Below are 25,274 nucleotides of genomic sequence, written 5' to 3'. Positions count from 1 at the left end.
ACTCGATTGAGAAATAATCGCCTCGGCAATCTCGCCACAGGGCAAACTGAACGGCCATCCAACGCACGTCTCACGGAGTGGAGCATCATGCGCATCGCGGTTGTGGGTCTCGGATACGTAGGACTGCCACTGGCACTCGAGCTCGCGAAGAAATTCCCGAATACGGTAGGGTTCGACATCCAAGCGTCGAAGGTGGCCGAACTCCAGACCGGGGTGGACCGTACCCGGGAAGTGGAATCCGAGGCCCTGAAGAGCACCACGCTGAAGATGACCGCGAATCCCGAAGACATGCGGGGGGCCGACTTCATCATCGTCGCCGTGCCCACGCCCATCGACGGCTGGAACCGGCCGGACCTCACCCCCATGCTCAAGGCCAGCGAAACCGTCGGCAAGGTGCTCGGCAAGGGCGCCATCGTCGTGTACGAATCGACGGTTTTCCCCGGTGTCACCGAGGAAATCTGCGGGCCCGTCCTGGAGCAGTACTCCGGGCTCAAGAGCGGACAGGACTTCAAGCTCGGCTACTCCCCGGAGCGCATCAATCCCGGAGACAAGGTCCACACGGTGGATCAGATCGTAAAGGTGGTTTCGGGCCAGGATGCGGAGACCTGCCAAACCATCGCCAGCGTCTACGGGGCCGTCATCCGCGCGGGGATTCACCAGGCCAATTCCATCAAGGTCGCCGAAACAGCCAAGGTCATCGAAAACACCCAGCGCGACATCAACATCGCGCTCATGAACGAACTGGCCATCATCTGCGAAAAGGTCGGGATCCGGACGGCGGATGTGCTGGCCGCAGCCCGCACCAAGTGGAACTTCCTCCCCTTCAGCCCCGGCCTCGTGGGCGGACACTGCATCGGCGTGGATCCCTACTACCTCACCACCAAGGCCGAGGAGCTGGGCTATCAGCCGCAGGTTATCCTCGCGGGCCGGCGCATCAACGACACCATGGGCGCCTACGTGGCCCAGAAGCTCGTGAAGCTCCTCATCCAGCAGCAGATCCCCGTGAAGACCGCGAAGGTCGGCATCCTCGGCCTCACCTTCAAGGAGAACGTGCACGACATCCGGAACAGCAAGGTGCCCGACATCGTCGAGGAACTCCGCCAGTTCGGGGTCGATCCCCTGGTCCATGATCCGCTGGCCGACCATGAGGCGACCCATGAGGAGTACGGGATCCACCTCTCGCCCTTCGACAGCTTCCGGGATCTCGATGCCCTGGTCTTCGCCGTCAGCCACCAGGTCTTCCTCGCCGGCGGGGCCGCCTCTCTCCGTGCCTGCCTCAAGCCGACCTCCGTGGTCGTGGACGTGAAGTCCTGCTTCCAACCGGCGGACTTCCCGGATCCCATCTCTTACTGGAGCCTGTGATGAGCCTGTACCAGGCACTCTGCGAGGACCTCAGGGTCCACCCGAAGCGGTGGCTCGTGACCGGCGTGGCCGGGTTCATCGGCTCGTCCGTCCTCCAGAAGCTTCTGGAGCTGGACCAGACCGTGGTCGGGCTCGACAACTTCTCCACGGGGAAGCCCTGGAACCTGGAGAACGTGCGCCAGGGGGTCTCCCCGGCGGCGTGGGCGCGGTTCACCTTCATCGAAGGGGACACCCGAGACCTGGACACCTGCCGGCAGGCCTGCGAGGGCCGCGAGGTCGTGCTCCACCAGGCAGCGCTCGGTTCCGTCCCCCGCTCCATCAAGGACCCCATCGCCAGCCACCAGTCCAACGTGGACGGCCTCCTCAACATGCTCGTGGCCGCCCGGGACGCCGGTGTCCGGCGGATGGCCTACGCCTCCTCCAGCTCCGTCTACGGGGACGACGCCGGTCTCCCGAAGGTCGAAGAACGCACCGGGCACCCCCTTTCTCCCTACGCCCTGACCAAGGTCATCGGCGAGCAGTACGCCGCCATCTTCGCCCGGACCTATGGGTTCAAGACCCTCGGCTTCCGCTACTTCAACGTCTTCGGCCCCCGCCAGAATCCCAACGGCCCTTATGCGGCGGTCATGCCCAAGTGGCTCCAGGCCCTGGCCGACGGAGAGACCTGCACCATCCACGGCGACGGCGACACCAGCCGGGACTTCTGCTTTGTGGCCAACGCTGTCCAGGCCAACCTCCTGGCCAGCGTGGCCCCCGAGAGCGCCCTGGGCGAAGTCTTCAACGTCTCCTACGGCGGCACCACGTCCCTGACGAACCTCTACTGGATGATCGTGGAGCGCCTCGCCGCCGTGCATCCCGGGTTCGAGCGGCGGGACCCCCTGTACGGCCCGCCCCGCGAGGGTGACATCCGCCATTCCCAGGCGGATCTCTCCAAGATCCGGGCCCACCTGGGCTATGAACCCACCCATTCCGTGGCCCAGGGGCTGGATGAGCTGGTCCCCTGGTTCGCGGCCCAGGCCGCCCGGCTCTGATGCGGATCGCGGTGCTGGGAGGCGAGGCGAGAGACCTCGTGAACTTCCGCGGCCACCTCATCTCGGAGATGGTCCGGGCGGGGCACGAGGTCTACGGCATCGCCCCAGGCGGCACTCCCGAGATCCGGGCGAGCCTGGAGGCGCTCGGCGCCACGTACGTCCCCATCGTCCTCGACCGCACGGGACTGAACCCCCTCCGGGACCTGGCCAGCCTCGTCCGCCTGCGGAACCTGTTCCGCCGCCTGCGCCTCGAAGCCCTCCTGGCCTACGAGGTGAAGGCCGTGGCCTTCGGGACCCTGGCCGCCCGCCAGGCGGGGGTCCGCCAGCGTTTCGCCATGATCACCGGCCGGGGGACCACGCTGCAGGGCTCCCCCACGGGACTCCGCGAGCGGGCGGTCCGCCGCCTGGTGAAGGCCTTCTACCGCCGCGCCCTGCGACAGTGCCAGGGGGTCCTCTTCCAGAACGAGGACGATCTCGCCTTCTTCCGGAACGAGGGGATGCTGCCGGAGGGCCACCCCTGGCGGATCGTCAACGGCTCCGGCGTGGATCTGGATCACTATGTCCAGTCGCCGCTCCCCCCCGGATCCGTGACCTTTCTCTTCGTGGGACGGTTGCTGCGGGACAAGGGCCTGAACGAGTACGTCCAGGCCTGCCGGACCCTCTCGGACCGGCATCTGGGGGCGCGCTTCCAGATCCTGGGCCCCCTGGACAGCAATCCGAACGCCATCAAGGCGGAGCAGGTCGAGGCCTGGACCCGCGAAGGCATCGTGGAATACCTCGGCGAGACCGGGGATGTCCGCCCGGCCCTGGCCGCCGCCCACGTCCTGGTCCTGCCTTCCTACGGGGAGGGAACGCCCCGCTCCGTGCTCGAGGCCATGTCCATGGGGCGGGCCGTCGTTACCACTGACGCGCCTGGATGCCGGGCCACCGTCCGTGACGGAGGCAACGGGTTCCTGGTGCCGGTGCGGGACAGCGCCGCGCTCGCGGAGGCCCTGTCGAAGCTGGCCTCCGACCGGGATCTCATCGGCCGCTTCGGCGCCGAGGGCCGGCGGATCGCCGAGGCGAAGTACGATGTCCGCCGGGTCTCGGCGGACATCATGGCCTTCATGGGGCTGGGGTGAGGTCGGCGGAACCACCCCGGCCCCTCACTCGTAGCGGTAGTGATAGGCGTAGCGGTAGTGCGTGTAGTTCCCCGCGACTCCGAGCGGCTGGACGTCGTTGAAGACGCACCCCATCAGCGGCAGGTCCTGGCGTTCGAGCTGGGTCAGGCAGGTCCGCAGCTCGTCCAGGGAATGCGAGCCGTACTTCATCACCAGGAGCACCCCGTCGACCCGTGAGCCGATGATGATGGCATCCGTGACCGCCAGCACCGGCGGTGCGTCCAGGATCACGTAGTCGTAGGCCTTCGAGGCCTGGGCCAGGAAGGAGTCGAAGGTCTCCGCCATCAGGAGCTCGGAGGGGTTCATGGGGATGGATCCGGACATCATCAGGGAGAGCCGGGGCACCGCGGTCTTGTGGACCACCGTCTCCCATTCCGCGGTCCGCGCCAGCACATCGGCCAGTCCGCCCGCCCGGTCCTTCGACCAGAACTGACGATGCAGGGCGCCCTTCCGGAGGTCTGCGTCCACCACCAGCACCCGGCTTCCGGACCGGGCCAGCACCGCGGCCAGGTTCCCGGCCACGAAGGACTTGCCGATGTTCGGCGACGGGCCCGTGATCATGATCGTCTGGCAGGAGGCGTGCTTCCGTGAGAAATGGAGGGTGGTGCGCAGGCTGCGGAGACTCTCGGTGGCCAGGTCGTCCGGGTTGAGCGCCGCCAGCAGATGCAGGCCGTCCTCGCCGTTCTGGATGGCCTGGGTGTGGGCCTCCTGGGCCTTGCTGTGAGGAATGGTCACCAGGACCGGCAGCCCGAGCTTGGATTCGACGAGGCGATGGTCCTCGATGCGCGGATTGATGGCCTTGCGGAGGATGGCGAGACCGATGCCGACCAGGAGGCCGAGGAAGGTGTACAGCCCCATGAGCAGGGTCTTCCGGGGTGCCACGGGCTTGGGATCCGCCGTGGCGGAATCCACCACCGTGATGCCCCCCACCTCGCCGGCGCTGGCGATCCGCAGTTGCTGGATGTTGTTCAGGATCGCGGTGTAGAGCTCCGTGTTGACCGCCACCTCGCGGGACAGGCGCACCACCTCCTGCTGGGCTCCCGGCAGGGTGCGGACCTTCGATTCGATCCGCCCGTTCTCCGCTTTGAGCTGGGCGATCTGCTTGTCGAGGGTGGCCACCACGTCGGCGTCCTCCCGGTAGGTCCGGAGGAGTTCCTGGCGCCTCTGTTGGAGCGAGGAGACCTGCGTCTTGAGGTTGGTGCTCTGCTGGAGGTAGGCATCCGCTTCGCGGGCGAGATCCACGGATCCAGTCCGGGTCCGGAACTGGTTGAGCCGGTTCTCCGAATCGTCCAGCTTGGCCTTCACCTGGGGCAACTGCTCCTTGAGGATCTCCAGGGTCTTCATGGTCGTGGAGTTCTTCCCCTCGACCTTGTGGTGGATGTACTGGTCGATGATCTCGTTCAGGATCTTCGCGCCGAGGGCCGGGTTGGTACTGGTGAGGGTCAGCCCCAGCACGTTCGTGAGCTTGCCCTTTTCCGCCACGTCGAGGTTGGCGCGCAGCGAGGAGATCCCGTCGGTCACAGGGCTCCGCTCGACCGTGAAGAGCTGCCCGGGCTTGGCCCGGATGGAGCGGATGACCAGCTTCAGGGGTTCCCCCACGTACGACACGGTCAGAGGCTGGCCCACTTCGCCTTTGCCCAGGGGGGCGCCCTTCGGGGAGTCCAGCTGGAAGGCCCCGTCTCCCAGGGCGCGGAGGCCGAACACCGTTCCGCGCAGATCGTCCGGCACGTCGAACGACTCCAGGTCGATCTTGGGGGCCTCGGGGTTCCCGCGGTTCAGGGCGGCGCCGATGATGGGGAACAGCTTCGGGCGGGCCTTGAGATCGAGGCTGAGCGCCTCCACCGTCCGGCCCAGCACCAGGTTGCTTTGGAGGATCTCGACCTCGCTCGGCGTGTCGGAAGGCGCGGAGAGCAGGCCCTCCATCTTCGCGAAGGCCGGGTCTGACGGGCCTGTCCGCTTGGCCTGGACCTGCAGCAGGGCCTGGACCTGGTAAACCGGGGCCGCCTGCCAGACGTACAGGCCGCCCAGCCCGACGAACACGACGAGCGCCGTGAGGATGAGGAGCTTCCCCTCCCAGAGGTTGGCGAGCCATTCGGTGATCCCCATCTCCTCGGGCTCGTGCAACCGCCCCAGGGGCCGAGGGCGGGGCTCCTCCGGATCCAGCCGGGGGGGTCGAATGCCGGTGGCGAGGGGACTGTTCATGCAGACCTCTGCTCATGTGCCAAGCGGGGCAGCCAGTCTGACACGGATAGGCGGATGTTCTCACAGGCTGTGCGGAAAGCCTCGGAACCCTGGCGGAAGGGATCCGGGATCTCCCGGGCCCCCTCCGGGCGCCAGTGCCCCAAGAGGAAGATCCGGCCGAGGAGGCTGGGAGTCATTTTTTCACACCAGGCTTTCTGAGGAAGGTCCATCACCAGGACGAGGTCGGCCGCCAGCAGCATCTCTTCGGTCAGCTGCCGGCCCGCATGGCTGGAGACATCCAGGCCCGACTCCGCCATCAGCCGGGACACCTCGGGATCCACCGGGAGGCCCTCCAGGGCGTTCAACCCGGCGGACGCCACCTGGATGTCCGGAGCCAGGGCGGCGCGCAGCATCGCCTCGGCCATGGGGCCCCTGCAGTGGTTGCCTTCACAAATGACGAGGATGCGGTGAATGGCGGGGGTACAACCAGTCTTCATGGCCTTGAGTTCGACGAGGAGCCCAGGTACTTGGCGCTCACGGCGGTCTGCAGCAGGCCGCTGTAGGCCGGCAGGATGAGGTTCACGACCTGGCCCCAGCGCACCACCGTGCCCTTGTCCACGTAGACGATGTCCCGGGGCCGCAGCGGGAACCGGTCCGCGAGGATCATGGCCGTCGGATTGCGGGCGTCCAGGTGGAAGACATCCACCGCATTGAGCGAGGAACCCTGGCGGATCACGTAGATGCACCTGGGGTCCGCGGTCTGCCCCTGGATGCCGCCCGAGTCCTGGATGGCCTTTGCGAGCGAGAGATGGCCGTGGACCAGGGGCGTCGTCCCGGGTCTCAGGAGCTCACCCATCATGTAGATGGGGGCATCGTTCAGGTGCGGCACCTGGAGCGAATCCCCGTTCTGCAGCAGGATCTGGCTCACCCGGTTGCCCTGGGAAAGCAGGGCCTGGAAATCCAGGGTCCAGGTCTTCTGGCCCCGGGAGAGGAGAAGGCGGCTGTCATCGGCCGTGGGGAGGAGTCCGCCGGCGCGGTTCAGGGCCTCGGTCAGGGTGAGCGGCACATCGTTGACGGGATAGACGCCCGGATTCCGGACCTCTCCGCCCAGATAGACCTTCTGCGATCGGTAGGCGATCACCTTCACGTCCACCTGCGGGTTCTGCAGCACCTTGTTCAGGAGCGCGGCGAGCTTGTCCCGGACCTGGCCCACGGAAAGGCCCGCGACATGGAACTTCCCGACATAGGGGAAGAACAGGTCGCCGCGTTCATCCACCACGGTGCCGGCGGCGGTGTCCTGCCGGTACTGACCCAGGGGAAGGGTGATCTCGGGGTGATCCCAGACGGTGACCAGCAGGATGTCCTGGGGGCCGACCAGGTAGATTGGGGGATTCTGCATGAGCAGACCCTCCAGCGCGAGCGGCTCGCCGGCCGGCCGCTCCTGGGCCTGGACGGCCGTGAGGTTCAGCGGCTGCAGGGAGACCGTGAGACCTTCAACCCGGGTGGTTTCCGGCCGGGAGGGTTGCTCCCGCAGTTTCATGCCCGGCGCCCGGCATGCGCTGAGCAGCAGGATCGCGCCCAGGGCGGCTCCCAAAGCGACCGTCGGAGTGGCTCCCGGAGCGGCTTTGGCCCGGGGACGCATCCCCATCTCCCGGCCTGGAACCGCGGAATGGCGCGGCGCGGCGGGTGCTGAACCGACGGTTTGAATCCGAGCACTAGACGGGTCTTGTGGACACACGGCAGTCTCCGAGAGGAGCTGATAGATATATCGCTATTTACCACAAGCTCGCAAGGAAAATCAGCACGCTTGCGCAAGTTGGTCGATGATATGGTTCGCATCCAGAGGCCCTCCATGCAGCCCCTCCCCCTTCCACCCCCAGGCCCCGGAATCCGATGGCGCCGACAGGCCGGATCCGCTCCCCGCGGAGTCAACCTGCCACCTAAGTGGAAGGGCATGTTTGGGGGCCTGGCGATCGGCGGGGGACTCCTCCTGTGCACCTGCCACGGGGGTGGATCCGGAGCGGCGGGGGGGGTCGAGCCGCCGGCGGCGAGCTGCACCCCCACGCCCGCATCCTCCCGGGTCGTGAACGTCAAGGAGGCGCCCTACGGCGCCAAGAGCGACGGAACCACCGATGACACGGCCGCCCTGCAGAAGGCCATCGATGCCGTCGGCGGCACCGGGGGCACCGTCTCGGTCCCGGCGGGAACCTACCGGGTGGATGCCCTCACCTCCCTGCTCCTGAGGAGCGGCATGACCCTCTCCCTCGACAGCGGCGCCATCCTGGCCGCCATCCCGAACGGCGCGGACAACTACACCATCCTGCGCGTGTCCGGGGTCTCGAACGTGAACATCCTGGGCGGCACCCTCCTGGGCGAGCGCAGCGCCCACACGGGCACCACCGGCGAGCAGGGCATGGGACTCCGGATCACGGGCGGCGCCCAGCACATCGCCGTGGTGGGGGTCACCGCGAGGGAATGCTGGGGCGACGGGTTCATGGTCGCCGATGCCAGCGACGTGACCCTCTGCCACGTCACCGCGGACCACAACCGCCGCCAGGGGCTCTCCATCACCGGGGGGAACGGCGTCATCGTCCGGGATTCCCGCTTCGCCAACACCGGCGGCACCCTTCCCGAGGACGGCCTCGACATCGAGCCGAACAGCGGCCAGACGGTCAACAACGTGCTGATCACGGGTTGCGTCTTCACGAACAACGCGGGCGACGGCATCGAGGTGGGGGTGCCCATCGCCTATTCCGGCCTGGCCTTCATCTACAACGTGGTGATCGAGAGCAACACCATGAGCGGCAATGGCGCGAGCAGCCTCAGCTCGGGCCCCCGCAGCGGCCTTGAGGTCTCCAACACCGGCGGCCATGTCGTGAAGAACAGCACCGTCCAGGGCAATGCCGGCTTCGGCATCTACCTGAGGAACGGGGTCACGGGCACGACCGTCACCCGCAACACCGTGACGCAGAACCGCCTGAACGGCATCCTCGAGTACCTGTCCTCGGGCAACACCATCACGGAGAACGCCCTCTCTGGCAACGGAGTGCCGCCCTGATGCCGCCGCGATCCACGCACGGCCCGCAAAGCGCTCCGGGCCGATCCTCGAACGACCTCCAGGAGAGACCTTTGATTCAGGAAGCGGTCCACGATACCTCGCACCAACAGGAGGGACATCAGACCGGACCCGCCACCGTCTGTTCCGCCCAAAGCAGCGGAAACCTCGTCCGATTCTGGGAGCTGCGGGGACGGCCCGTGTTCGAGATGCACGGCATCTGGTGGGGACACCACCGGGGGCCCTTCTACACCAGCCTCCCCTTCCAGCTGAAGGCGGACGTCGGGCCCGACGAGGCCAGGGAGATCCTCAGCCGCGCCCGCATCCCGGGACTGTGCTTCCCCTCGGACCGGCCCGGCCTCCCCGCCGGCCACTATGTCATCCGCCCGGAGGGCTACGGCCTGGCGGCCGTCAACCGCAAGCAGCGCGGCCACGTGACGCGCGGGCTCGAGGCCTGCGAGCTCCGGACCCTCGGCGCGGACGAACTGCTGCACCAGGGCATGCCGCTGAACCGCGAAACCCTGTCCCGGCAGGCGCGGGAGGATGCCACCTTCCTCGACCCCGTCCGGTGGAAGGCCTTCGTCCAGGCCGTGGGGCGCTGCCCCGGCATGACCGTCCATGGCGCCTTCGTGGAGGGGCGGCTCGCCACCTACCTGATCTCCTGCCGCGACGGCCAGTGGCTGCACCTCATCTACAAGATGTCCTCCCGGACGGGCCAGGAGCACCACCCCAACCACGCCCTGGATTTCGCCATCATCCGGGACGCCGCGGCGGATCCCGGGATCCGGTTCATCGGGAACGGCATGACCTCGATCCTGCCCAACGAAGGGCTGGACCGCTACAAGCGGCAGCTCGGCTACCAGGTGGAGCCGCACAACCTCAGCATCCACTTCCATCCCTGGCTGGCCCCCGCCCTGAGCACGGCTGGAGCGATCGCGGTCCTGCGGCGCGCCCAGACCCTCCTGCCTGGCGGCTCCCGTCTCGCCTATTACACGACGGTCCTCGAAGGGGCCCTGACCAGCCGCGCCGGCCTCACGAGACGTTAGGCCGGACCTTAGATTCCGAACCAGATTCCATTCAGCGCTTTTTTCTTGGGGCAATCCATTCCCCGTGGCGCTGTTCTCACGGGCGCCTTAGGATGGGTTTGTCTTCCGGAGTCCATTTGCCGAACGAGCGTCCCCACGGTCTGGATCTCAAGGGCTTCATGCTCAAGATCGACCGTCTCGATGCGATCGGCCGCCTCCGGAACGCCGAGCGGCGCATCCAGGCGCTGGAGCAGCGGGTGTCTGAGCTGAGCCTGCTGGACGGGGTCACAGGCCTGCCCAATCATCGGCATTTCGCGGACCGGCTATCCCAGGCCCTGCTGGTGGCCCAGCGGCACGGACACATCGTCGCCGTCCTCCTCCTGGACGTGGACCGCTTCAAGCGCGTCAACGACCTGCTGGGACACCCGGGGGGCGATGAGGTGCTGAGGCTCCTCGGCCAGCGCCTCCAGGAGGCGCTGCGCCAGGGCGATACCCTGGCGTGCATGGGCGGCGACCGGTTCCTGGTCCTGCTCCAGGAGATCAAGGATGTGGTGGCCGCCGCCCGGGTGGGCCAGAAGCTCCTGGAGGCCCTCCAGGTGCCCTTCCGCGCCGGGTCCCGGGAGATCGATCTCACCGCCAGCATCGGGGTCTGCGTCTTCCCCAACGACGGCATGGACGCCCACATCCTGGAGGCCCACGCGGAATCCGCCCTGGTCCGCGCCAAGGAGCGCGGCGGCAACCGCATCGAGTGCTTCACCAGCACCCTCAACGAGGTCTCCCTGGAGCGGCAGGAGCTGGAGAGCTGCCTGCGGAGCGCCCTACAGAACGGCGAGCTGCAGATGTACTACCAGCCCCAGTTCTTCATGGACGGACGGCTCGCGGGGGCCGAGGCGCTGATGCGCTGGAACCACCCGCTGCTGGGCGCCGTGCCCCCCGTGAAGTTCATCCCCCTGGCCGAGGAGAGCCGCCTCATCCTGCCCATTGGCGAGTGGGCGCTCCGGGAGGCCTGCGGCCAGATGGCCCGGTGGCAGGCCATCAGCCCCTCCCCGCTGATCCTCGCGGTGAACGTCTCCGTTCTCCAGTTCGCCAACGGGGACTGGGATGCCTGCGTGGCCCGGGCCCTGGCGGACACGGGCCTGGAGCCCGGCTGCCTCGAGCTGGAGCTCACCGAGAGCCTCGTCATGCGGCAGGGCCATGAGGACCTGGCGCCGCTCCACCGGCTGCGGGAGATCGGCACGCGGATCGCCATCGACGACTTCGGCACGGGCTACAGCTCCCTGGGCTACCTCCAGCGCCTGCCCATCACCACCCTGAAGCTGGACCAGTCCTTCATCGCCGCGCTGCAGTCCGAGGATCCGGGCCTCGCCTCCGACGCCATCGTGCGCGCGGTGATCCAGCTCGCCCACAGCCTCAACCTCACGGTGGTGGCCGAGGGCGTGGAGACCGAGGTCCAGCGCGACGCGCTGGAGCTGCTCGGCTGCGACTGCCTCCAGGGTTTCCTGCTGGGGCGGCCCCAGCCGGCGGACGCCTTCGAGGCCATGCTGGAGTTCATGTCCACGAAGCAGTTCCTGAGGAAGGCCTCCGGGCGACCCCGGGAGGAGGCGAAGGTTCTCCAGGCGGCCCCGGCGGGCCGCGGCCGGGGATCCCGCTAGAGCCGCCTTGGTCCCCTCCCTGCGGGCCATCGCACGCGACACATCGAGAATGGTCCCTGGAAAAAACATAATGTGACGACGGCAAACGTCCAAGCAGGGGACAATCGGGTGGTCCTTGTGCCTCCGGACCGAAGGGACCCTCCCCGGCCCCGGAGCCAGGCGCCACCCCGCGGTGCCTTCACAAGGTCCAAACCCGCCGAGGCCCCCATGCAGCGCCGCACCATCGACGTCGACGAACGCCTGCCCCTGCTGCAGACCGCGCCCCTGAGCCTCCAGCACCTGTTCGCCATGTTCGGCGCCACGGTGCTGGTGCCCTTCCTCTTCAAGGTGAACCCGGCGACCTGCCTGCTGATGAACGGCGTGGGCACGCTGATCTACCTGGTCGTGGCCAAGGGCCGCATCCCCGCCTACCTGGGCTCGAGCTTCGCCTTCCTCTCGCCGGTCTTCGCCGTGCTGGCGGCGGGCCTGAGCTACTCGGCCGCCCAGGGCGGCTTCATCGTCTTCGGCCTCATCTTCATGCTGCTCTCGCAGGTCGTGCGCGTGGCGGGCACGCGGTGGATCGACGTCATCTTCCCCCCGGCCGCCATGGGCGCCATCGTGGCCATCATCGGCCTGGAGCTGGCCCCCGTGGCCACCAACATGGCCGGGCTCACGGCAGGCCCCGCGGTGCTGGGCATGCCGCTGCGCCTGGCCCTGGTGGTCTCGCTGTCCACTTTGGCCGTGACCATCCTGGCCTCCATCCTCCTGCGCGGGTTCCTGGCGGTGATCCCCGTTCTGCTGGGCGTCATCGCGGGCTACCTGATCTCCCTCGGCCTCGGCGTGGTGGACTTCCAGTCCGTGCGCCTGGCGCCCTGGCTCCAGGTGCCCACTCTCTACGCGCCCACCTACAACCTGCAGGCCATCCTCATCATCCTGCCCGCCGCGCTGGTGGTTCTGGCGGAGCACGTGGGACACCTGGTGGTGACGGGGAACATCGTGGGCAAGGACCTGATGAAGGACCCCGGCCTGCACCGCTCCCTGCTGGGCGACGGCATCTCCAATGTGCTGTCGGGCCTCGTCGGGGCCACGCCCAACACCACCTATGGCGAGAACATCGGCGTCATGGCCATCACCAAGGTCTACAGCGTGTGGGTCATCGGCGGCACGGCCGTCATCGCCATCCTGGTCTCCTTCTCCGGCAAGCTGGCGGCCCTCATCCGGAGCATCCCCGTGCCCGTCATGGGCGGCGTCTGCATTCTGCTCTTCGGCGTCATCGCCGCCGCGGGCATCCGCATGCTCATCGAGAAGCAGGTGGACTACACCCAGTCCCGCAACCTGATCCTCACCTCGGTGGTGCTTATCAGCGGCATCAGCGGCGCGGCCGTGAAGCTGGGCACCGTGGAGCTCAAGGGCATGGCCCTGGGCACGGTGGTGGCCATCGTCCTCAGCCTGCTCTTCTGGGGCCTCGACCACCTCGGCCTCAGCAACGACACCGACACGCAACCCTGATCCTTTCTCCCCTTTTCCGGAGGTCTGCATGGACCGGTTCTTCCACCTGAAGGCCAAGGGCACCACGGTGGCCACGGAGGTGCTCGCGGGCACCACCACCTTCATCTCCATGGCGTACGTGATCTCGCTGATCCCCAACGCCTTCCTCAAGGTGGCGGGCATCGCGCCGGCGCAGGGCTTCACGGCCTTCGTGATCTGCGCCATCCTCGCGACCCTCATCGGCGCCTTCTACGCGAACCTGCCCATCGCCTTCGCCTCGGGCATCGGCCTCTCGGCCTTCTTCGCGTTCACCGTCTGCGCCCCCGCCAACCAGGGCGGCATGGGCTACACCATCCAGGTGGCTCTCACGGCCCTGCTGCTCGAAGGCCTGGTCTTCATCGCCCTCAGCGCCATGAAGGTGCGCGAAGCCTTCATGGACGCCATCCCCTTCTCGCTGAAGAAGGGCATCTCCGTGGGCATCGGCCTCTTCATCGCCATCATCGGCTTCGTGGATTCCGGCGTGACCCAGGTGGGCCTGAAGTTCGAGCCCGACGCGATCTTCCCGGTCCTGAAGAACGACCCCTCGGCCCTCTTCGGCCTGCATGACGTGAACAACCTCTTCATCGCGAAGTTCTGGGACCACGGCCACCTCACGCCCGCCTTCTGGTCCGTGGTGGGCCTCTTCCTCATCGCCGTGCTGGTGGCCAAGCGCGTGAAGGGCGCCATCCTCCTGGGCATCCTGGCCATCACCCTGGTGGGCCTGCTGCCCGTGAGCTTCGGCGGCGGCTTCACCCACCTGCCCAAGGGCACGCTCTTCCAGATCCCCAGCTGGCCGAAGATGTTCCAGTACGACTGGAGCTGGGCCAGGTCCCTGGGGGGCATGATCAACATCTTCATCATCCTGTTCACCCTGCTCTTCGTGGACATGTTCGACACCATCGGCACCCTCATGGGCATCGGCGCCCAGGGCAAGCTGCTGGACAAGGAAGGCAAGTTCCCGGGCGCGTCGAAAGCCTTCATGGCGGACGCCGTGGGCACCACCTTCGCCTCCATGTTCGGCACCACGGCCATCACCGCCTACATCGAGAGCGCCTCCGGCGTGGCCGAGGGCGGCAAGACGGGCCTCACGGCCCTGGTGGTGGCGGGCTGGCTGGCCCTGGCCCTCTTCCTCTCGCCCCTCTTCCTCATGGTGCCGCTCCAGGCCACGGCCCCGGCGCTCATGATGATCGGCTTCTTCATGCTGTCGGAGATCAAGGAGATCAAGTTCGACGACGTGACCGACGCCATCCCCGCCTACCTGGCCGTGGTGGTCATGCCCTTCACTTTCTCCATCGTCAACGGCATCGCCCTCGGCATGATCGCCTACACCGTGCTGAAGGCCGCCACCGGGCGCTTCAAGGAGATCAACCCGATCATCCTCGTGCTCTCGGTCATCTTCCTCCTCAAGCTCCTCTTCCTGTCCGCCTAGGACCCCGCCCCAACCCGGAGAACCCATGACCAAGCTCGCCCTCGCCCTCCTCGTGGCGGCCGCCCTGCCCCTGGCCGCCGCCGACTGGAGCGACACCTTCATCGGCTACCGCACCGGCACCCAGTTCCGCGAGCCCGGCATCGACGGCACCGTGAAGAAGAACATCGTCCAGCTCGGCCACGTCAGCGGCTGGGCCTACGGCACCAACTTCTTCAATGTGGACATGCTCATGTCCGACCGGAACGACCCCACCGCCAGCGGGAACAGCGGCGCCAACGAGGTCTACGCCCTCTACCGCGGCTCGCTGAGCCTCGGCAAGCTCACGAAGACCGACCTCGGCTTCGGCCCAGTGCGCGACATCTCCCTCACCGCCGGCTTCGACTTCAACTCCAAGGACAACGCCTTCGCCTCCAAGAAGCGCTTCCTGGTCGCCGGGCCCACCTTCAACTTCAAGGTGGCGGACGGCTTCTTCGACCTGGGCCTCCTGGCCTGCCACGAGCAGAACTACAACGGCATCGTGGGCCGGTCCGTGGACTTCAAGACCACGTACTACCTCACCGCCGCCTGGGGCATCCCCTTCCAAGTGGGCCAGGTGGGCGCCGAGTTCAAGGGCTACGCCAACTACGAAGGCGCCAAAGGCAAGGACGGCTTCGGCATCGACACCAAGCCCGAGACCCTGGCCAACCTCTCCCTGCTCTTCGACATCAGCCCCCTCTTCGGCACCAAGAAGAAGGTCTACGTGGGCCCCGGCTTCGAGTACTGGAACAACAAGTTCGGCGGCCCGAACAACGACGGCCCCGCCCCCGCCACCAACAAGCGCGTCACCGCGCCCATGGCCCAGCTGCAGATCCACTTCTGATCCCTTCGGAAGGCTCGAAAGGGGGGGCCTGCGGGTCCCCCTTTCGTTTACCCGGTGAGGCTCGGTCCAGGAGCGCTCAGCCCAGGAGCTTCGCCATCACGTCGGAGTGCAGGTTCCAGTGAAGGAACCCCGCCAGGCCGAAGACCAGACCGATGCTCGCGAAGATCCCCGCCACGGCGAAGAGCCACCGCTTCCGGGTGAGGGCTGTGACCCCGGCCAGCGCCACGGCCACGCTCAGGCAGGCCTCGGCCAAGTCGAACTGGTCGTCATGGACGTTCATGGCGTCGTAGTCCTTGGCCGCCCGCTCCGCCTCCATCCTGATCTGCTCCTTCTCCTGCTCGTATTTCCTCCCGGCCGCTTCCTGGGCGGCGATCCGGGCCTCCACCTTGGCGCGGGCTTCCGGTTTCAACCCGGGGCTCATGTCGAGCTGGACCCTCAGCATCTCCACCGCGTTCTCGGCGATGTGCTGCTTGGTGCTCTTGCTCTGGTAGAAGGCCCACTGGTCCACCGCCTTGGCCTGGGACTGCTGCATGGCCTGGACGACATTGCCGTCCTTCACGTTGCACAGGGCCATGAACGTCGCCACCACCGCCACGAACAGGGCGATGAACCCATTGAGGCGGCTGTCCCTGGCGTGGTCCTGCACCTCATCCTGGATGGGGTCGAGGGTCTCAGACATGGGCGCCTCCCGGAGCCCCCAGTCTAGGCACGCCCCAACCCGCTAGACTATCCCTCGCGCGCCTATAGCTCAGGTGGATAGAGCAGCGGCCTTCTAAGCCGCAGGTCGCTGGTTCGAGTCCAGCTAGGCGCACCAAGTGCGCCTAGCTGGACTCGGGCCAGCCCCGGCCGCGCGGACTCGGCCGGGGTCCAGCGTCGAGTGGGATCGCGGAGGTGCGACTAGATGTCGCACCGAAGCGAGACCGGCGATCAGCGCAGCCGAGCGCAGTTCGAGTCCAGCGTTACGTGGGCCGACGCCCACTCAGGCGCCTAGCTGGACTCGGGCCAGCCCCGGCCGCGCGGACTCGGCCGGGGTCCAGCGTCGAGTGGGATCGCGGAGGTGCGACTAGATGTCGCACCGAAGCGAAACCGGCGATCGGCGCAGCCGAGCGCAGTTCGAGTCCAGCGTTACGTGGGCCGGCGCCCACTCAGGCGCCTAGCTGGACTCACGCCGTGTGAAGGCTCCTCAAGTAGCCCGCCATGGCCTGGTCCGCTTCACCGATGTGCTGCTCGAGCCAGGCTCCCAGCTCGACCAGAGCGTCCCGACCGACGGCCTGGCCCTTCATCCGCCGGTACTGGAGATCGCGTACCCGGAGAACCACCTCCTGGTGCTGGTTCGCGTGGGCGACGCGGCCTGGGAACCCCGCCTCCTTCATGAGGCTTTCTTCGGTCTGACAGTGCTTGATGAGGTGCCGGGCCAGGGCGGCCAGCGGCTCGTCCAGGAGGGTTCCCGGCATCCCCGCCTCGAGGTCCCCGGCCAGCCGGGCCAGCGCCTCGAAGAGCTCCCGGTGCTGCTGGTCGATGGCTCCCAACCCGGTTTCGAGCTCGGGGCGCCAGCGCACGGGGGATTTCGCGCTTCGAGGGACAGGGGCGGGATTCACGTGCAAAGAATACCAGAGCATCAGGAAGCCCCTGACCAGGGTGGGAGCCAGGACCCCGTTCCTCGGCCCCACCGGCCGATGGAGACTGGATAAAATCATCCCCCCATGCCCGCCCTCCCATCCCTCCTCCTCGATCCGGAGCTGACCCGCTTCGTCATGGGGGGCGTGTCCATCAATGCGGGCTCCGGCGGTGCGGAGGGTCTCCCCAGCCTCTGCCGGGCCTTCGGCTGCCGCGTGGACCCGGGCACGGGCCGCATCACCCTCTTTTTCTCCGCGCCCCAGGCCGCGGATCTGATCCGGGATGCCACGGCCAGCGGAGCCTTGGCCGTGGTCTTCAGCGAGCCCCCCACCCACCGGACGGTCCAGATCAAGGGCCAGGACGCCCGGCTCGTCCCTCTGGCCGAGGACGATCTGGCCTGCGTCACGGCCTACCGCACGGCCTTTGCGCAGTCTCTGGTCTTCCTCGGCTTCACGGAAGTCATGGTCCGGACCCTGCTCGATTGTCCCGACGAAGCGCTGGTGGCCCTGACCTTCACGCCCTCGGCCTTCTTCAACTCGACACCGGGGGCCCAGGCCGGAACGCCCCTGATCCCGGCCCTGACTCCACCCCCGACGCCGGGGGCCCCATGATCCCCATCCGCGCCCTCCGCGACTGCCTGGATGGCGTCATCCCCGGCGTGGTCTCCACCTGCGCCCCGGACGGCACCCCCAACGTGGCCTACATGTCCCAGGGCCAGTACCTCGACGACCGGCACCTGGCCCTCTCCTACCAGTTCTTCAACCGTACCCATCAGAACCTGCTCGCGAATCCGCGGGTCACCCTGGGCCTCATCCACCCCCAGACCGCCCAGCAGTACCGGCTGCACCTCGTCTACGAGCGCACGGAGACCCAGGGTCCCGTCTTCGAATCCATGAAGGCCAAGCTGGCGGGCATCGCGTCCCACACCGGGATGAGCGGCGTATTCCGCCTGCTGGGCTCCGACATCTACCGCATCGAAGGGGCGGAGGTGGTGCCGGGCAGCACGCTGCCCGCCCCGGCCTCCGCGGTGGATCCCCTCCTGGCCCTGCGGACCTGCATGGAGCGGCTGCCCACCAGCTCAGACGCCGAGTCCCTCCTGGATGCGCTGCTGGACGGCCTGCAGGCCCACTTCGCCATCGAGCAGGCCCTGGTGATGATGCTGGATCCCCGGCGGGACCGGCTCTACACCGTGGCCAGCCGGGGCTATGCGACCTCGGGCGTGGGCTCGGAGATTCCGCTGGGCGATGGCGTCATCGGCGTGGCGGCCCGGGAGCGCGTGCCCATCCGCATCTCGCACGTCACCTCCGAGTACGCCTACGGCCTCGCCATGCGCGAGGGGGCCGAGCGGCAGGGCATGGGCGACCGGCTGGAGACGGAGATCCCCTTCCCGGGTCTGGCCTCGCCCGGCAGCCAGCTGGCCGTGCCCATCCCCGGAGCCCGCGAGCCCCTGGGCGTGCTCTTCGTGGAGAGCCCCACGGAGATGCGCTTCACCCACGCCGATGAGGATGCCCTGGTGGCCCTGGCCACCCAGGTGGGGGGCCTCTTCCGCCTCTTCCTGGCGGAGCTGGAGCTGGGCGACGAGGCCCAGCCCGCCGCGGCCCGGGATCCCCGGCCGGGCGGGGCGCCCCTGCGGGTGCGGCACTACGCCGCCAACGACAGCGTGTTCCTGGGGGACGACTACCTCATCAAAGGCGTGGCCGGAAACATCCTCTGGACGCTCCTGCAGGATCACCAGGCCCTGGGCCGCACCCAGTTCAGCAACCGGGAGCTGCGCGCCGACCCCCGGGTGCGCCTGCCGGACCAGAGCGACAACCTGGAGGCCCGCCTCGTCCTGCTCCACCGTCGCCTGGCGGAGCGGCAGGCCTGCGTGCAGTTGGAGAAGACGGGCCGCGGCCGCTTCCGGCTGCTGGTGGCCCGGCCCCTGGAGTTGGAGGACATGGACCCCGGAGCCTGACCCTGGACCTGCCTTTTCTTAAAACCTTCTTAAAGGCTTGCTAATTCTTTCTTAAGGATGGAAAAAACAAATAAACCATTCGTCATTGGTGGCATATATCCCTCATCGGGTTTCGAGTCCCGACCTTCCTGATGAGGCACACCATGACCCTGAACCGCTCCTTCCTCCTGGCCATCCTCGGCCTCACGCTCGGCACGGGCACCGCGCAGGCCGCCCCTCCGGCGCAGACGAAGCTCGTCCAGCACGGGGCCTACCTCGTGCGGGTGGCCGGCTGCCACGACTGCCACACCCCGCTGAAGATGGGTCCGAAGGGCCCCGAGCCGGACATGAGCCGCATGCTGTCGGGCCATCCCGAGGGTCTGCAGATGCCGCCGGCGCCGAAGCTGACCGAGGCCCCCTGGGGCTGGGCCGGCTCCCTGACCATGACCGCCTTCTCGGGTCCCTGGGGCGTCAGCTACGCCGCGAACCTCACGCCCGACAAGGAGACCGGCCTGGGCGCCTGGACCGAGGCCCAGTTCTTCCAGATGGTGCGCAGCGCCCGCCACCTGGGCCAGGGCCGGGCCATCCTGCCCCCCATGCCCATCCAGAACCTCCAAGCCGCCAGCGACGCCGACCTGAAGGCGATCTTCGCCTACCTGCACTCGATCCCGGCCGTGAAGAACAAGGTGCCCGCGCCCATCGCGCCCGCCCCCACGCCCATCCCCATGCACTGAGCCGGATCCCGCCATGCCCACCCTCCTCCCGGCCCTCCTGGCCCTCGGCGCGTGGCCGGGGGCCGCGAAGGCTCCCGCCCCGCCCCGCCTGCTCTCCCAGACCGGCCTCTACGCCGCCCCGGGCCTGGTGGCGGCCCGGAACCTGCCCTACGCGCCCCAGTACCCCCTGTGGACCGACGGTGCGGCCAAGGCCCGGTGGATCCACCTGCCGGCAGCCATCGATGGCCGCGACGAGGCGGGCTGGGTGTTCCCCGTGGGTACCAAGGCCTGGAAGGAGTTTGCCTTCGGGGGCCGCAAGGTGGAGACGCGCCTGCTCTGGAAGACCGGGCCCGGGACCTGGGTCTTCGCCAGCTACGCCTGGAACGAGGCCCAGACCGACGCTGTCCTCGTGCCCGAGGGCGGGCTGCCGGATGCCGCCGAGGTGGCCCCGGGGCTGCGCCACGGCATCCCCTCGCGGGCGGACTGCCGGGACTGCCACGGCCAGGAACGGGTGGAGGTCCTCGGCTTCACGGCCCTCCAGCTCTCCCCGGACCGGGACCCGGGGGCCCTCCACGGGGAGCCCCTCCGCCCCGGCATGATCACCCTGAAGGATCTGGTGGCCCGGCGCCTCCTTCGCCGCGCCCGGCCGGACCTCCTGAGCCGCCCTCCCCGCATCGCGGGCGATCCCGCCACCCGCGCGGCCCTGGGCTACCTCCAGGCCAACTGCGCCACCTGCCACCGGGCGGACCGGCCCATCCCGGGCCTGGACCTGGACCTGCGCCCCGCCCATGCCCTCCGCACGACCGCGGGTGCGGGCAGCTTCCCCGTGCCCGGCCAGCCGGAGAGCCGCATCCTCAGCCCCGGGCACCCGGAGCGCAGCGCCCTGCTGCACCGCATGGGCAGCCGGGATCCCATCGCCCAGATGCCCCCCCTGGGCACCGTGCGCGTGGACCAGGCCGCCGTGGACCACGTCCGCCGCTGGATCGCCGACGCCCCCTTCGTCCCGTCCCACTGAATCCCAACCCCTTCCCACGCGAGGTCCCATGACCCCTTCTGGAACCGTGTCCACCCGCCAGGACCTGCTCGCCACCATGCTGCGCATCCGGGCCTACGAAGAGAAGATCGTGGCCTTCCACGCCGCGGGTCCCTTCCCCAACGTCTGCACCTCCGTGGGCCAGGAGGCCGCCGCCGTGGGCGTGGTCTCCGCCCTCCGCCCCGAGGACCAGATCCTCACCAACCACCGCAGCGCCGGGCACCTCCTGGCCCGCGGCGCCGACCCCGGCCGCATGCTGGCCGAGGTCATGGGCCGCAGCACCGGCTACTGCCAGGGCCGCAGCGGCACCCTGCACATCTCCGTGAAAGAGCTGGGCGTGGTGCTCACCTCCACCATCGTGGGCGGCGAGCTGTCCCTGGCCCCGGGCGTGGCCCTGTCGCGGGCCATGCTGGGCGGCGAGGGCATCGTGGTCTGCTTCTTCGGCGACGGCGCCGCCTGCGAGGGCATCTTCCACGAGTCCCTGAACCTGGCCTCGGTCTGGAACCTGCCCGTGCTCTACGTCTGCGAGAACAACCAGTGGCAGGCCTTCGTCCACCGGAAGGAGACCATGGTGGGCGACCACGTGGCCCCCTGGGCCGCGCCCTACGGCATCGACAGCCTCACCGTGGACGGCAACGATGTGGAGGCCGTGTGCAAGGCCGCCCTGCGCGCCGCCGCGCAGGTGCGCGAGACGCGCCGGCCCTTCCTGCTGGAGGCCTGGACCTACCGCCAGCGCGGCCACATGGAGCCCCACGACCAGTCCTATGTGGATCCCGCCGAGATCGAGGCCTGGATGGCCAAGGACCCCATCGCCCGCCTGGAGGCCCGCCTCCTGGAGGCCGGCGAGCTCACGGCGGACGGCCTCGAGGCCCTCCACGCCCAGGCCCGCCAGGCCATCGAGGACGCCGCCACCTTCGCCGCCACCTCGCCCTATCCCGATCCCGCCGACCTCGCCACCGGCGTCTACGCCTGAGGAGCCGACATGACCCAGATGACCTTCCACGACGCCGTCGAAGCCGCCCTCCACGAGGAGATGGCCCGGGACTCCCGCGTGCTCATGTTCGGCGAGGGCACCGCCACCAAGCGCAAGGGCCTGCTCAAGGCCTTCGGACCCCAGCGCGTGCGCAACACGCCCCTGGCCGAGGGCATCATCGCCGGCACCGCCGCCGGGGCCGCCGCCACGGGCCTGCGCCCGGTGGTGGACCTGCTCTTCGCGCCCTTCCTCTGCTTCGCCATGGACGAGCTGGTGAACAGCGCGGGCAAGCTGCGCTACATGTCCGGCGGCCAGTTCTCGTTCCCCATGGTGGCGCTGGCCATGACCGGCGGCGGCTGGAGCGTGGGCGCCCAGCACAACCACAACCTGGAGGCCTGGTTCGTCCATGCCCCGGGCCTCAAGGTGGTGATGCCGTCCACGCCCGCCGATGCCAAGGGCCTCATGAAGGCCGCCATCCGCGACGAGAACCCCGTGCTCTTCTTCATGGACATCGGCCTGGCCTTCGCCCCCGGCGAGGTGCCCGAGACCGACGAGGTCGTCCCCCTCGGGAAGGCGGCCGTCCGCCGCGAAGGCCGTGACGTCACCCTCATCTCCTACGCCAAGACCACCCACACCTGCCTGGCCGCCGCCGAGGCCCTGGCGGCCGAGGGCGTCTCCGCCGAGGTGGTGGACCTGCGCACCCTCAAGCCCCTGGACGAAGCCACCATCCTTGCCTCCGTGCGCAAGACCGGCCGCGCCATCCTCGTCCACGAGGCCAGCCGCCTCTGCGGCGTGGGCGCCGAGGTGGCGGCCCTGATCTCCGAGCAGGCCTTCGAGGCCCTGCGGGCCCCCATCCTCCGCCTCACGGGCCCGGACGCCCCGGCCCCCGCCAGCTACCCCCTGGAGCAGGCCTTCGCCCCCCAGGCCGACGCCATCGCCGGGGCCGCCCGGCAGCTCGTGGCCCGGATGCTGGAGGCGGCTCCGATCTGGTGAGGGGCTACAGCCCGAGGACGGCCACCCTCGGACGGCCCTGGGCATCCCCGACGAACCGGAGGGCGGAATAGCGCCGATTCCGCTCCACCAGGGCCTGGACTAGCCCGGCCTGCCCCAGCCCGAACTCGAACAGGAGGTGCCCCCCTGGCTTCAGGAAGGCCGGCGCCTCCTTCAAGAGCCGCGTGAGGATCGTGATCCCGTACGGGCCGCCGTCGAACGCCGCCCTCGGCTCGTGCTGAAGCAGGCCGGCCAGGGATGCCTCCAGCACATGGGAGGGGATGTAGGGCGGGTTCATCACCACCAGGTCCATGGTGCCTTCAAGGCCCTCGGTCGCGAGGGACGCGAAGAGATCCCCCTGGGCGACCACCACCCGATCTTCCAGGCCAAGACGGGCCACATTCGCCCGCGTCAGGAGGGCGCAGGCGTCCGAGGTATCCGAGGCCCAGACCCTCACGGAGAGCACCCCCAGCGCCGCAATGCAGGCCAGGTTCCCCGATCCGCAGCCCATGTCGATCATCCGCAGCTCGCACTCCGGTTCCTCGACCGACCGAGCGCGGAGGAGGGCCAGGACCTCCCGTCCCAGGATCTCCGTCTCCTCCCGGGGAACCAGGACATCCTCACCCACCAGCAGGTCCACCCCCAGGAAGCGGTGGTGCCCGGCGGCAAGCCGGGCGGCGGGGCCCGGATCCTCCGTCCGGGTCACAGCATCGACGCTTACGCTCACCTTGTCGTCTTTCATCGGTCCTCCCTGGTCAAGCCGACTGCCTCCTGTGTACCCGGATGGCGGGCCTCAGCCTCCGGTCAAGCTGGACTGGTCTCCCCGCCCCTCGAGGACCTCCACGATGCGCCGCCCCAGCAGCGGCGCAGCCTTCGCGGCGAGGGTCCGAGAGGGATGGGCATTGGTGGGTCCATCCGCATAGGCCGGCTTCAGGTACAGGCCGCCCTCCGTCTCCAGCTCGCGGAAGTCCCACACGAAGATGTTGTCGCCCTTCTCATCCCAGCTCTCCTTCACCCAGGTGGCGAACTGCCGGGCGCGCTCGGCCTCTTCCGGGGTGGTGGAGGCCTCCGTCAGCGCCGGGCCCGTCCATACGATGAAGGTCGTGTGGGGGAACTGGTGCATGCGGGTCTTGAGGGCCTCGTACTGCAGGCGGTAATTGGCGAGGGTCTTCTTCGGGGAGGCCACGCTGGGGGCTCCGTCCTCGGGCTGGACCCGGCTGATGGGGAAGCAGTGCTTGAAGACGATGACGTCGTGGGAGGCGGCGAGGTCATCCAGGTTGGGCTCCTGTCGGTCCCTCGCGGCCCCGGCGTGGGTCACCCACAGGTTCCAGTAGTCGTAGGGGTAGTTGTCCCAGGGGTAGCGGTCGTGCACCAGACGCCGGAACACCCGGGTGGGGAGCATCCGGTCCAGCCGGGTGTGCCCCCCGTTGGCCATCGGATACGTCATCTCCGTGATGGCGTAGCGGGTGCCGTGGTTCGCGTTCCAAGCCTGGAAGAACTGGGGCAGGCCGGCCTCCCAGATGGCCTCGCCGGTGCTGTGGTGCAGGAAGAGGATCTTTGAGGCAGGTTCGGGCGGCACGACGCGCTCCTTGGGCTGGGCGGCTCCGGGAGTCCCCGCCCCGGGGGAACAGGTCAGGAGGAGGGCCGCCGCCGCGGGAAGAAAGCTCCTCCTGATCCACACCAGGGCGGGTTTCGGGGGCGGAGATCCGGGCATCGATGTCATGGGGCCCTCCAAGGCGGCGGGAGCGGAATCAGCGGCCCGCGAAGGCCGGCGTCCCAAGGGAGGTCATGTTCAAGGGAGGGGTCCGCAGGTAGTACGTCGACCGCTTCTTCTGGGTGAAGTCCTCGAAGGCACGACGCACCTGATCGGACGTCATGTCCAGGGCCGCGGCCGTCTCCTCCACAGAGACCTGGTTCTCCTGGGCGTACCAGAGCAAGTCCATGGTCCTGAAGGGGATGCGGAAGAAGAATTCCTCCTGGGTCGTGGGGGCGCTGTACGTATCGGAGGTCGGCGGGCGCTTCTGGATCACCTCGGGAACATCCAGGTGGCGGGCCAGCTGGTACACCTGCGTTTTGTAGAGGTGGACGATGGGCATCAGGTCCACGCCGCCATCGCCGTATTTGACGAAGAATCCCTGGTCGTGCTCGTTCTTGTTGGGCGTCCCGATGACCGCGTAGTTCCTGAGCTCGGCATGGTAGTAGAGCATCGCCGTGCGGGTGCGCTGCTTGAAATTGGACGCGGCCACGATCTGGGCCAGATCCGCGGGGCGCAGCCGCGCACTCTTCTCCTCGCCCCCGGGGGTGATGATCGTCAGGGAGAAGACGTTCAGCGTGCCCTGGTCCAGAAGCCCGGGGGGCAGGACGATCTTCGCCTTGTACCCGGCGCTGGCGTTGTACTCGGGGAACACCCGCGCGATGGCCTCATCCCGCCGCTGGTAGCAGGCATAGCCGTCCAGGGCCGGCGTGATGACCTCCAGCACGGGCGTGACACCGTAGTGGGCCGCCAGCATCCGGGCCAGATCCTCGGAGGCGGGATCCGAATCCTTCTCGGGCAGCAGGAGGGGCACCACCCGCTCGGGTCCGAACGCCTTGACGCAGAGCGCCAGGCAGACAGAGGAATCGATCCCCCCACTGATGCCGAGCACGGCTCCCATGCGATGGAGACCCCGCATGTTCTCCCTCAGCCACTGCACGATCCGATCTGTTTCGGCGGCAGCATCGATATCCAGGACTCGCGGGTTCATGGGCATGGGCA

23 protein-coding genes and 1 tRNA gene are annotated in these 25,274 nt (G+C 68.4%); 16 read left to right on the top strand and 8 right to left on the bottom strand.

Features of this window, described 5'->3' with window-relative positions; genetic code table 11:
- The first annotated feature begins 87 nt into the window (after positions 1-87).
- Genes MLE42_RS14310 through MLE42_RS14300 form a run of 3 tightly spaced genes read left to right on the top strand, consistent with a single transcriptional unit; the run spans position 88 to position 3,514 of the window.
- Positions 88-1,362 carry a nucleotide sugar dehydrogenase gene (locus MLE42_RS14310; protein WP_243288554.1) on the top strand — a complete coding sequence of 425 codons (1,275 nt, stop codon included), beginning with the start codon at positions 88-90 and terminating at the stop codon, positions 1,360-1,362.
- Positions 1,359-2,393, top strand: coding sequence for an SDR family oxidoreductase (locus MLE42_RS14305; protein WP_420843101.1), 1,035 nt, complete (start codon positions 1,359-1,361; stop codon positions 2,391-2,393). The genes MLE42_RS14310 and MLE42_RS14305 overlap by 4 nt, the downstream gene beginning before the upstream one ends.
- Positions 2,393-3,514 (top strand): glycosyltransferase family 4 protein, encoded by a 1,122-nt coding sequence (locus MLE42_RS14300; RefSeq protein WP_243288552.1) that lies wholly within the window; start codon positions 2,393-2,395, stop codon positions 3,512-3,514. Before MLE42_RS14305 ends, MLE42_RS14300 begins: the two co-directional genes overlap by 1 nt.
- A gap of 24 nt (positions 3,515-3,538) precedes the next feature.
- On the opposite strand, the gene MLE42_RS14295 is transcribed toward MLE42_RS14300, so the two are convergent.
- From MLE42_RS14295 to MLE42_RS14285, 3 genes are read right to left on the bottom strand one after another with little or no spacing between them, the layout of a single operon-like run.
- The gene (locus MLE42_RS14295; protein WP_243288551.1) at positions 3,539-5,755 is read right to left on the bottom strand and encodes a polysaccharide biosynthesis tyrosine autokinase; all 2,217 of its coding nucleotides are present in this window, start codon (positions 5,753-5,755) and stop codon (positions 3,539-3,541) included.
- Positions 5,752-6,231 carry a low molecular weight protein-tyrosine-phosphatase gene (locus MLE42_RS14290; protein WP_275975935.1) on the bottom strand — a complete coding sequence of 160 codons (480 nt, stop codon included), beginning with the start codon at positions 6,229-6,231 and terminating at the stop codon, positions 5,752-5,754. The genes MLE42_RS14295 and MLE42_RS14290 overlap by 4 nt, the downstream gene beginning before the upstream one ends.
- Positions 6,228-7,376 carry a polysaccharide biosynthesis/export family protein gene (locus MLE42_RS14285; RefSeq protein WP_243288549.1) on the bottom strand — a complete coding sequence of 383 codons (1,149 nt, stop codon included), beginning with the start codon at positions 7,374-7,376 and terminating at the stop codon, positions 6,228-6,230. The genes MLE42_RS14290 and MLE42_RS14285 overlap by 4 nt, the downstream gene beginning before the upstream one ends.
- A gap of 312 nt (positions 7,377-7,688) precedes the next feature.
- Between MLE42_RS14285 and MLE42_RS14280 the strand changes: the two genes are divergently transcribed.
- From MLE42_RS14280 to MLE42_RS14255, 6 genes are all read left to right on the top strand, one after another.
- Positions 7,689-8,792, top strand: coding sequence for a right-handed parallel beta-helix repeat-containing protein (locus MLE42_RS14280; protein ID WP_243288548.1), 1,104 nt, complete (start codon positions 7,689-7,691; stop codon positions 8,790-8,792).
- 197 nt (positions 8,793-8,989) lie between these two features.
- Positions 8,990-9,835: a hypothetical protein gene (locus MLE42_RS14275; protein WP_476729710.1), complete on the top strand. Its 846-nt coding sequence runs from the start codon at positions 8,990-8,992 to the stop codon at positions 9,833-9,835.
- A gap of 116 nt (positions 9,836-9,951) precedes the next feature.
- Positions 9,952-11,466: a putative bifunctional diguanylate cyclase/phosphodiesterase gene (locus MLE42_RS14270; RefSeq protein WP_243288547.1), complete on the top strand. Its 1,515-nt coding sequence runs from the start codon at positions 9,952-9,954 to the stop codon at positions 11,464-11,466.
- Positions 11,467-11,673: 207 nt separating this feature from the next.
- A complete protein-coding gene (uraA, locus tag MLE42_RS14265; protein WP_243288546.1) occupies positions 11,674-12,954 on the top strand; it encodes a uracil permease in 1,281 nt (426 codons plus the stop codon).
- 28 nt (positions 12,955-12,982) lie between these two features.
- A complete protein-coding gene (locus tag MLE42_RS14260) occupies positions 12,983-14,401 on the top strand; it encodes an NCS2 family permease (protein WP_243288545.1) in 1,419 nt (472 codons plus the stop codon).
- A gap of 25 nt (positions 14,402-14,426) precedes the next feature.
- Entirely contained in the window at positions 14,427-15,260 is an 834-nt protein-coding gene (locus tag MLE42_RS14255; RefSeq protein ID WP_243288544.1) for a hypothetical protein, read from the top strand.
- A 76-nt stretch (positions 15,261-15,336) separates the two neighbouring features.
- Here MLE42_RS14255 and MLE42_RS14250 read toward each other — a convergent pair whose 3' ends face one another.
- Positions 15,337-15,939, bottom strand: a complete 603-nt coding sequence (locus MLE42_RS14250) for a DUF4337 domain-containing protein (protein ID WP_243288543.1) — start codon at positions 15,937-15,939, stop codon at positions 15,337-15,339.
- 58 nt (positions 15,940-15,997) lie between these two features.
- Here MLE42_RS14250 and MLE42_RS14245 point away from each other — a divergent pair.
- Positions 15,998-16,074: transfer RNA gene (locus MLE42_RS14245), tRNA-Arg, on the top strand.
- 349 nt (positions 16,075-16,423) lie between these two features.
- On the opposite strand, the gene MLE42_RS14240 is transcribed toward MLE42_RS14245, so the two are convergent.
- Positions 16,424-16,819 carry a bacteriohemerythrin gene (locus MLE42_RS14240; protein ID WP_243288542.1) on the bottom strand — a complete coding sequence of 132 codons (396 nt, stop codon included), beginning with the start codon at positions 16,817-16,819 and terminating at the stop codon, positions 16,424-16,426.
- Between the two features lie 144 nt (positions 16,820-16,963).
- Between MLE42_RS14240 and MLE42_RS14235 the strand changes: the two genes are divergently transcribed.
- From MLE42_RS14235 to MLE42_RS14210, 6 genes are all read left to right on the top strand, one after another.
- Entirely contained in the window at positions 16,964-17,488 is a 525-nt protein-coding gene (locus MLE42_RS14235) for a hypothetical protein (RefSeq protein WP_243288541.1), read from the top strand.
- Complete coding sequence (locus MLE42_RS14230) at positions 17,485-18,831, top strand: GAF domain-containing protein (protein WP_243288540.1); 1,347 nt, start codon at positions 17,485-17,487, stop codon at positions 18,829-18,831. The genes MLE42_RS14235 and MLE42_RS14230 overlap by 4 nt, the downstream gene beginning before the upstream one ends.
- A 143-nt stretch (positions 18,832-18,974) precedes the next feature.
- The gene (locus MLE42_RS14225; RefSeq protein WP_243288539.1) at positions 18,975-19,544 is read left to right on the top strand and encodes a hypothetical protein; all 570 of its coding nucleotides are present in this window, start codon (positions 18,975-18,977) and stop codon (positions 19,542-19,544) included.
- Between the two features lie 13 nt (positions 19,545-19,557).
- Entirely contained in the window at positions 19,558-20,538 is a 981-nt protein-coding gene (locus MLE42_RS14220) for a c-type cytochrome domain-containing protein (protein ID WP_243288538.1), read from the top strand.
- A 28-nt stretch (positions 20,539-20,566) separates the two neighbouring features.
- Complete coding sequence (locus tag MLE42_RS14215) at positions 20,567-21,529, top strand: thiamine pyrophosphate-dependent dehydrogenase E1 component subunit alpha (protein WP_243288537.1); 963 nt, start codon at positions 20,567-20,569, stop codon at positions 21,527-21,529.
- Between the two features lie 9 nt (positions 21,530-21,538).
- Positions 21,539-22,522: an alpha-ketoacid dehydrogenase subunit beta gene (locus MLE42_RS14210; RefSeq protein ID WP_243288536.1), complete on the top strand. Its 984-nt coding sequence runs from the start codon at positions 21,539-21,541 to the stop codon at positions 22,520-22,522.
- A 4-nt stretch (positions 22,523-22,526) separates the two neighbouring features.
- On the opposite strand, the gene MLE42_RS14205 is transcribed toward MLE42_RS14210, so the two are convergent.
- From MLE42_RS14205 to nadE, 3 genes are read right to left on the bottom strand one after another with little or no spacing between them, the layout of a single operon-like run.
- Positions 22,527-23,261 carry a N5-glutamine methyltransferase family protein gene (locus MLE42_RS14205; protein WP_243288535.1) on the bottom strand — a complete coding sequence of 245 codons (735 nt, stop codon included), beginning with the start codon at positions 23,259-23,261 and terminating at the stop codon, positions 22,527-22,529.
- Positions 23,262-23,312: 51 nt separating this feature from the next.
- The gene (locus tag MLE42_RS14200) at positions 23,313-24,242 is read right to left on the bottom strand and encodes a hypothetical protein (RefSeq protein WP_243288534.1); all 930 of its coding nucleotides are present in this window, start codon (positions 24,240-24,242) and stop codon (positions 23,313-23,315) included.
- A 28-nt stretch (positions 24,243-24,270) separates the two neighbouring features.
- The gene (gene nadE, locus MLE42_RS14195; RefSeq protein ID WP_243288533.1) at positions 24,271-25,269 is read right to left on the bottom strand and encodes an NAD(+) synthase; all 999 of its coding nucleotides are present in this window, start codon (positions 25,267-25,269) and stop codon (positions 24,271-24,273) included.
- Positions 25,270-25,274 lie beyond the last annotated feature (5 nt).

The organism is Geothrix terrae (genome assembly GCF_022808775.1).
Taxonomy (GTDB): domain Bacteria; phylum Acidobacteriota; class Holophagae; order Holophagales; family Holophagaceae; genus Geothrix; species Geothrix terrae.
The sequence above is the reverse complement of the archived record's forward strand: the minus strand, read 5'-3'. Positions and strand labels throughout refer to the sequence as shown.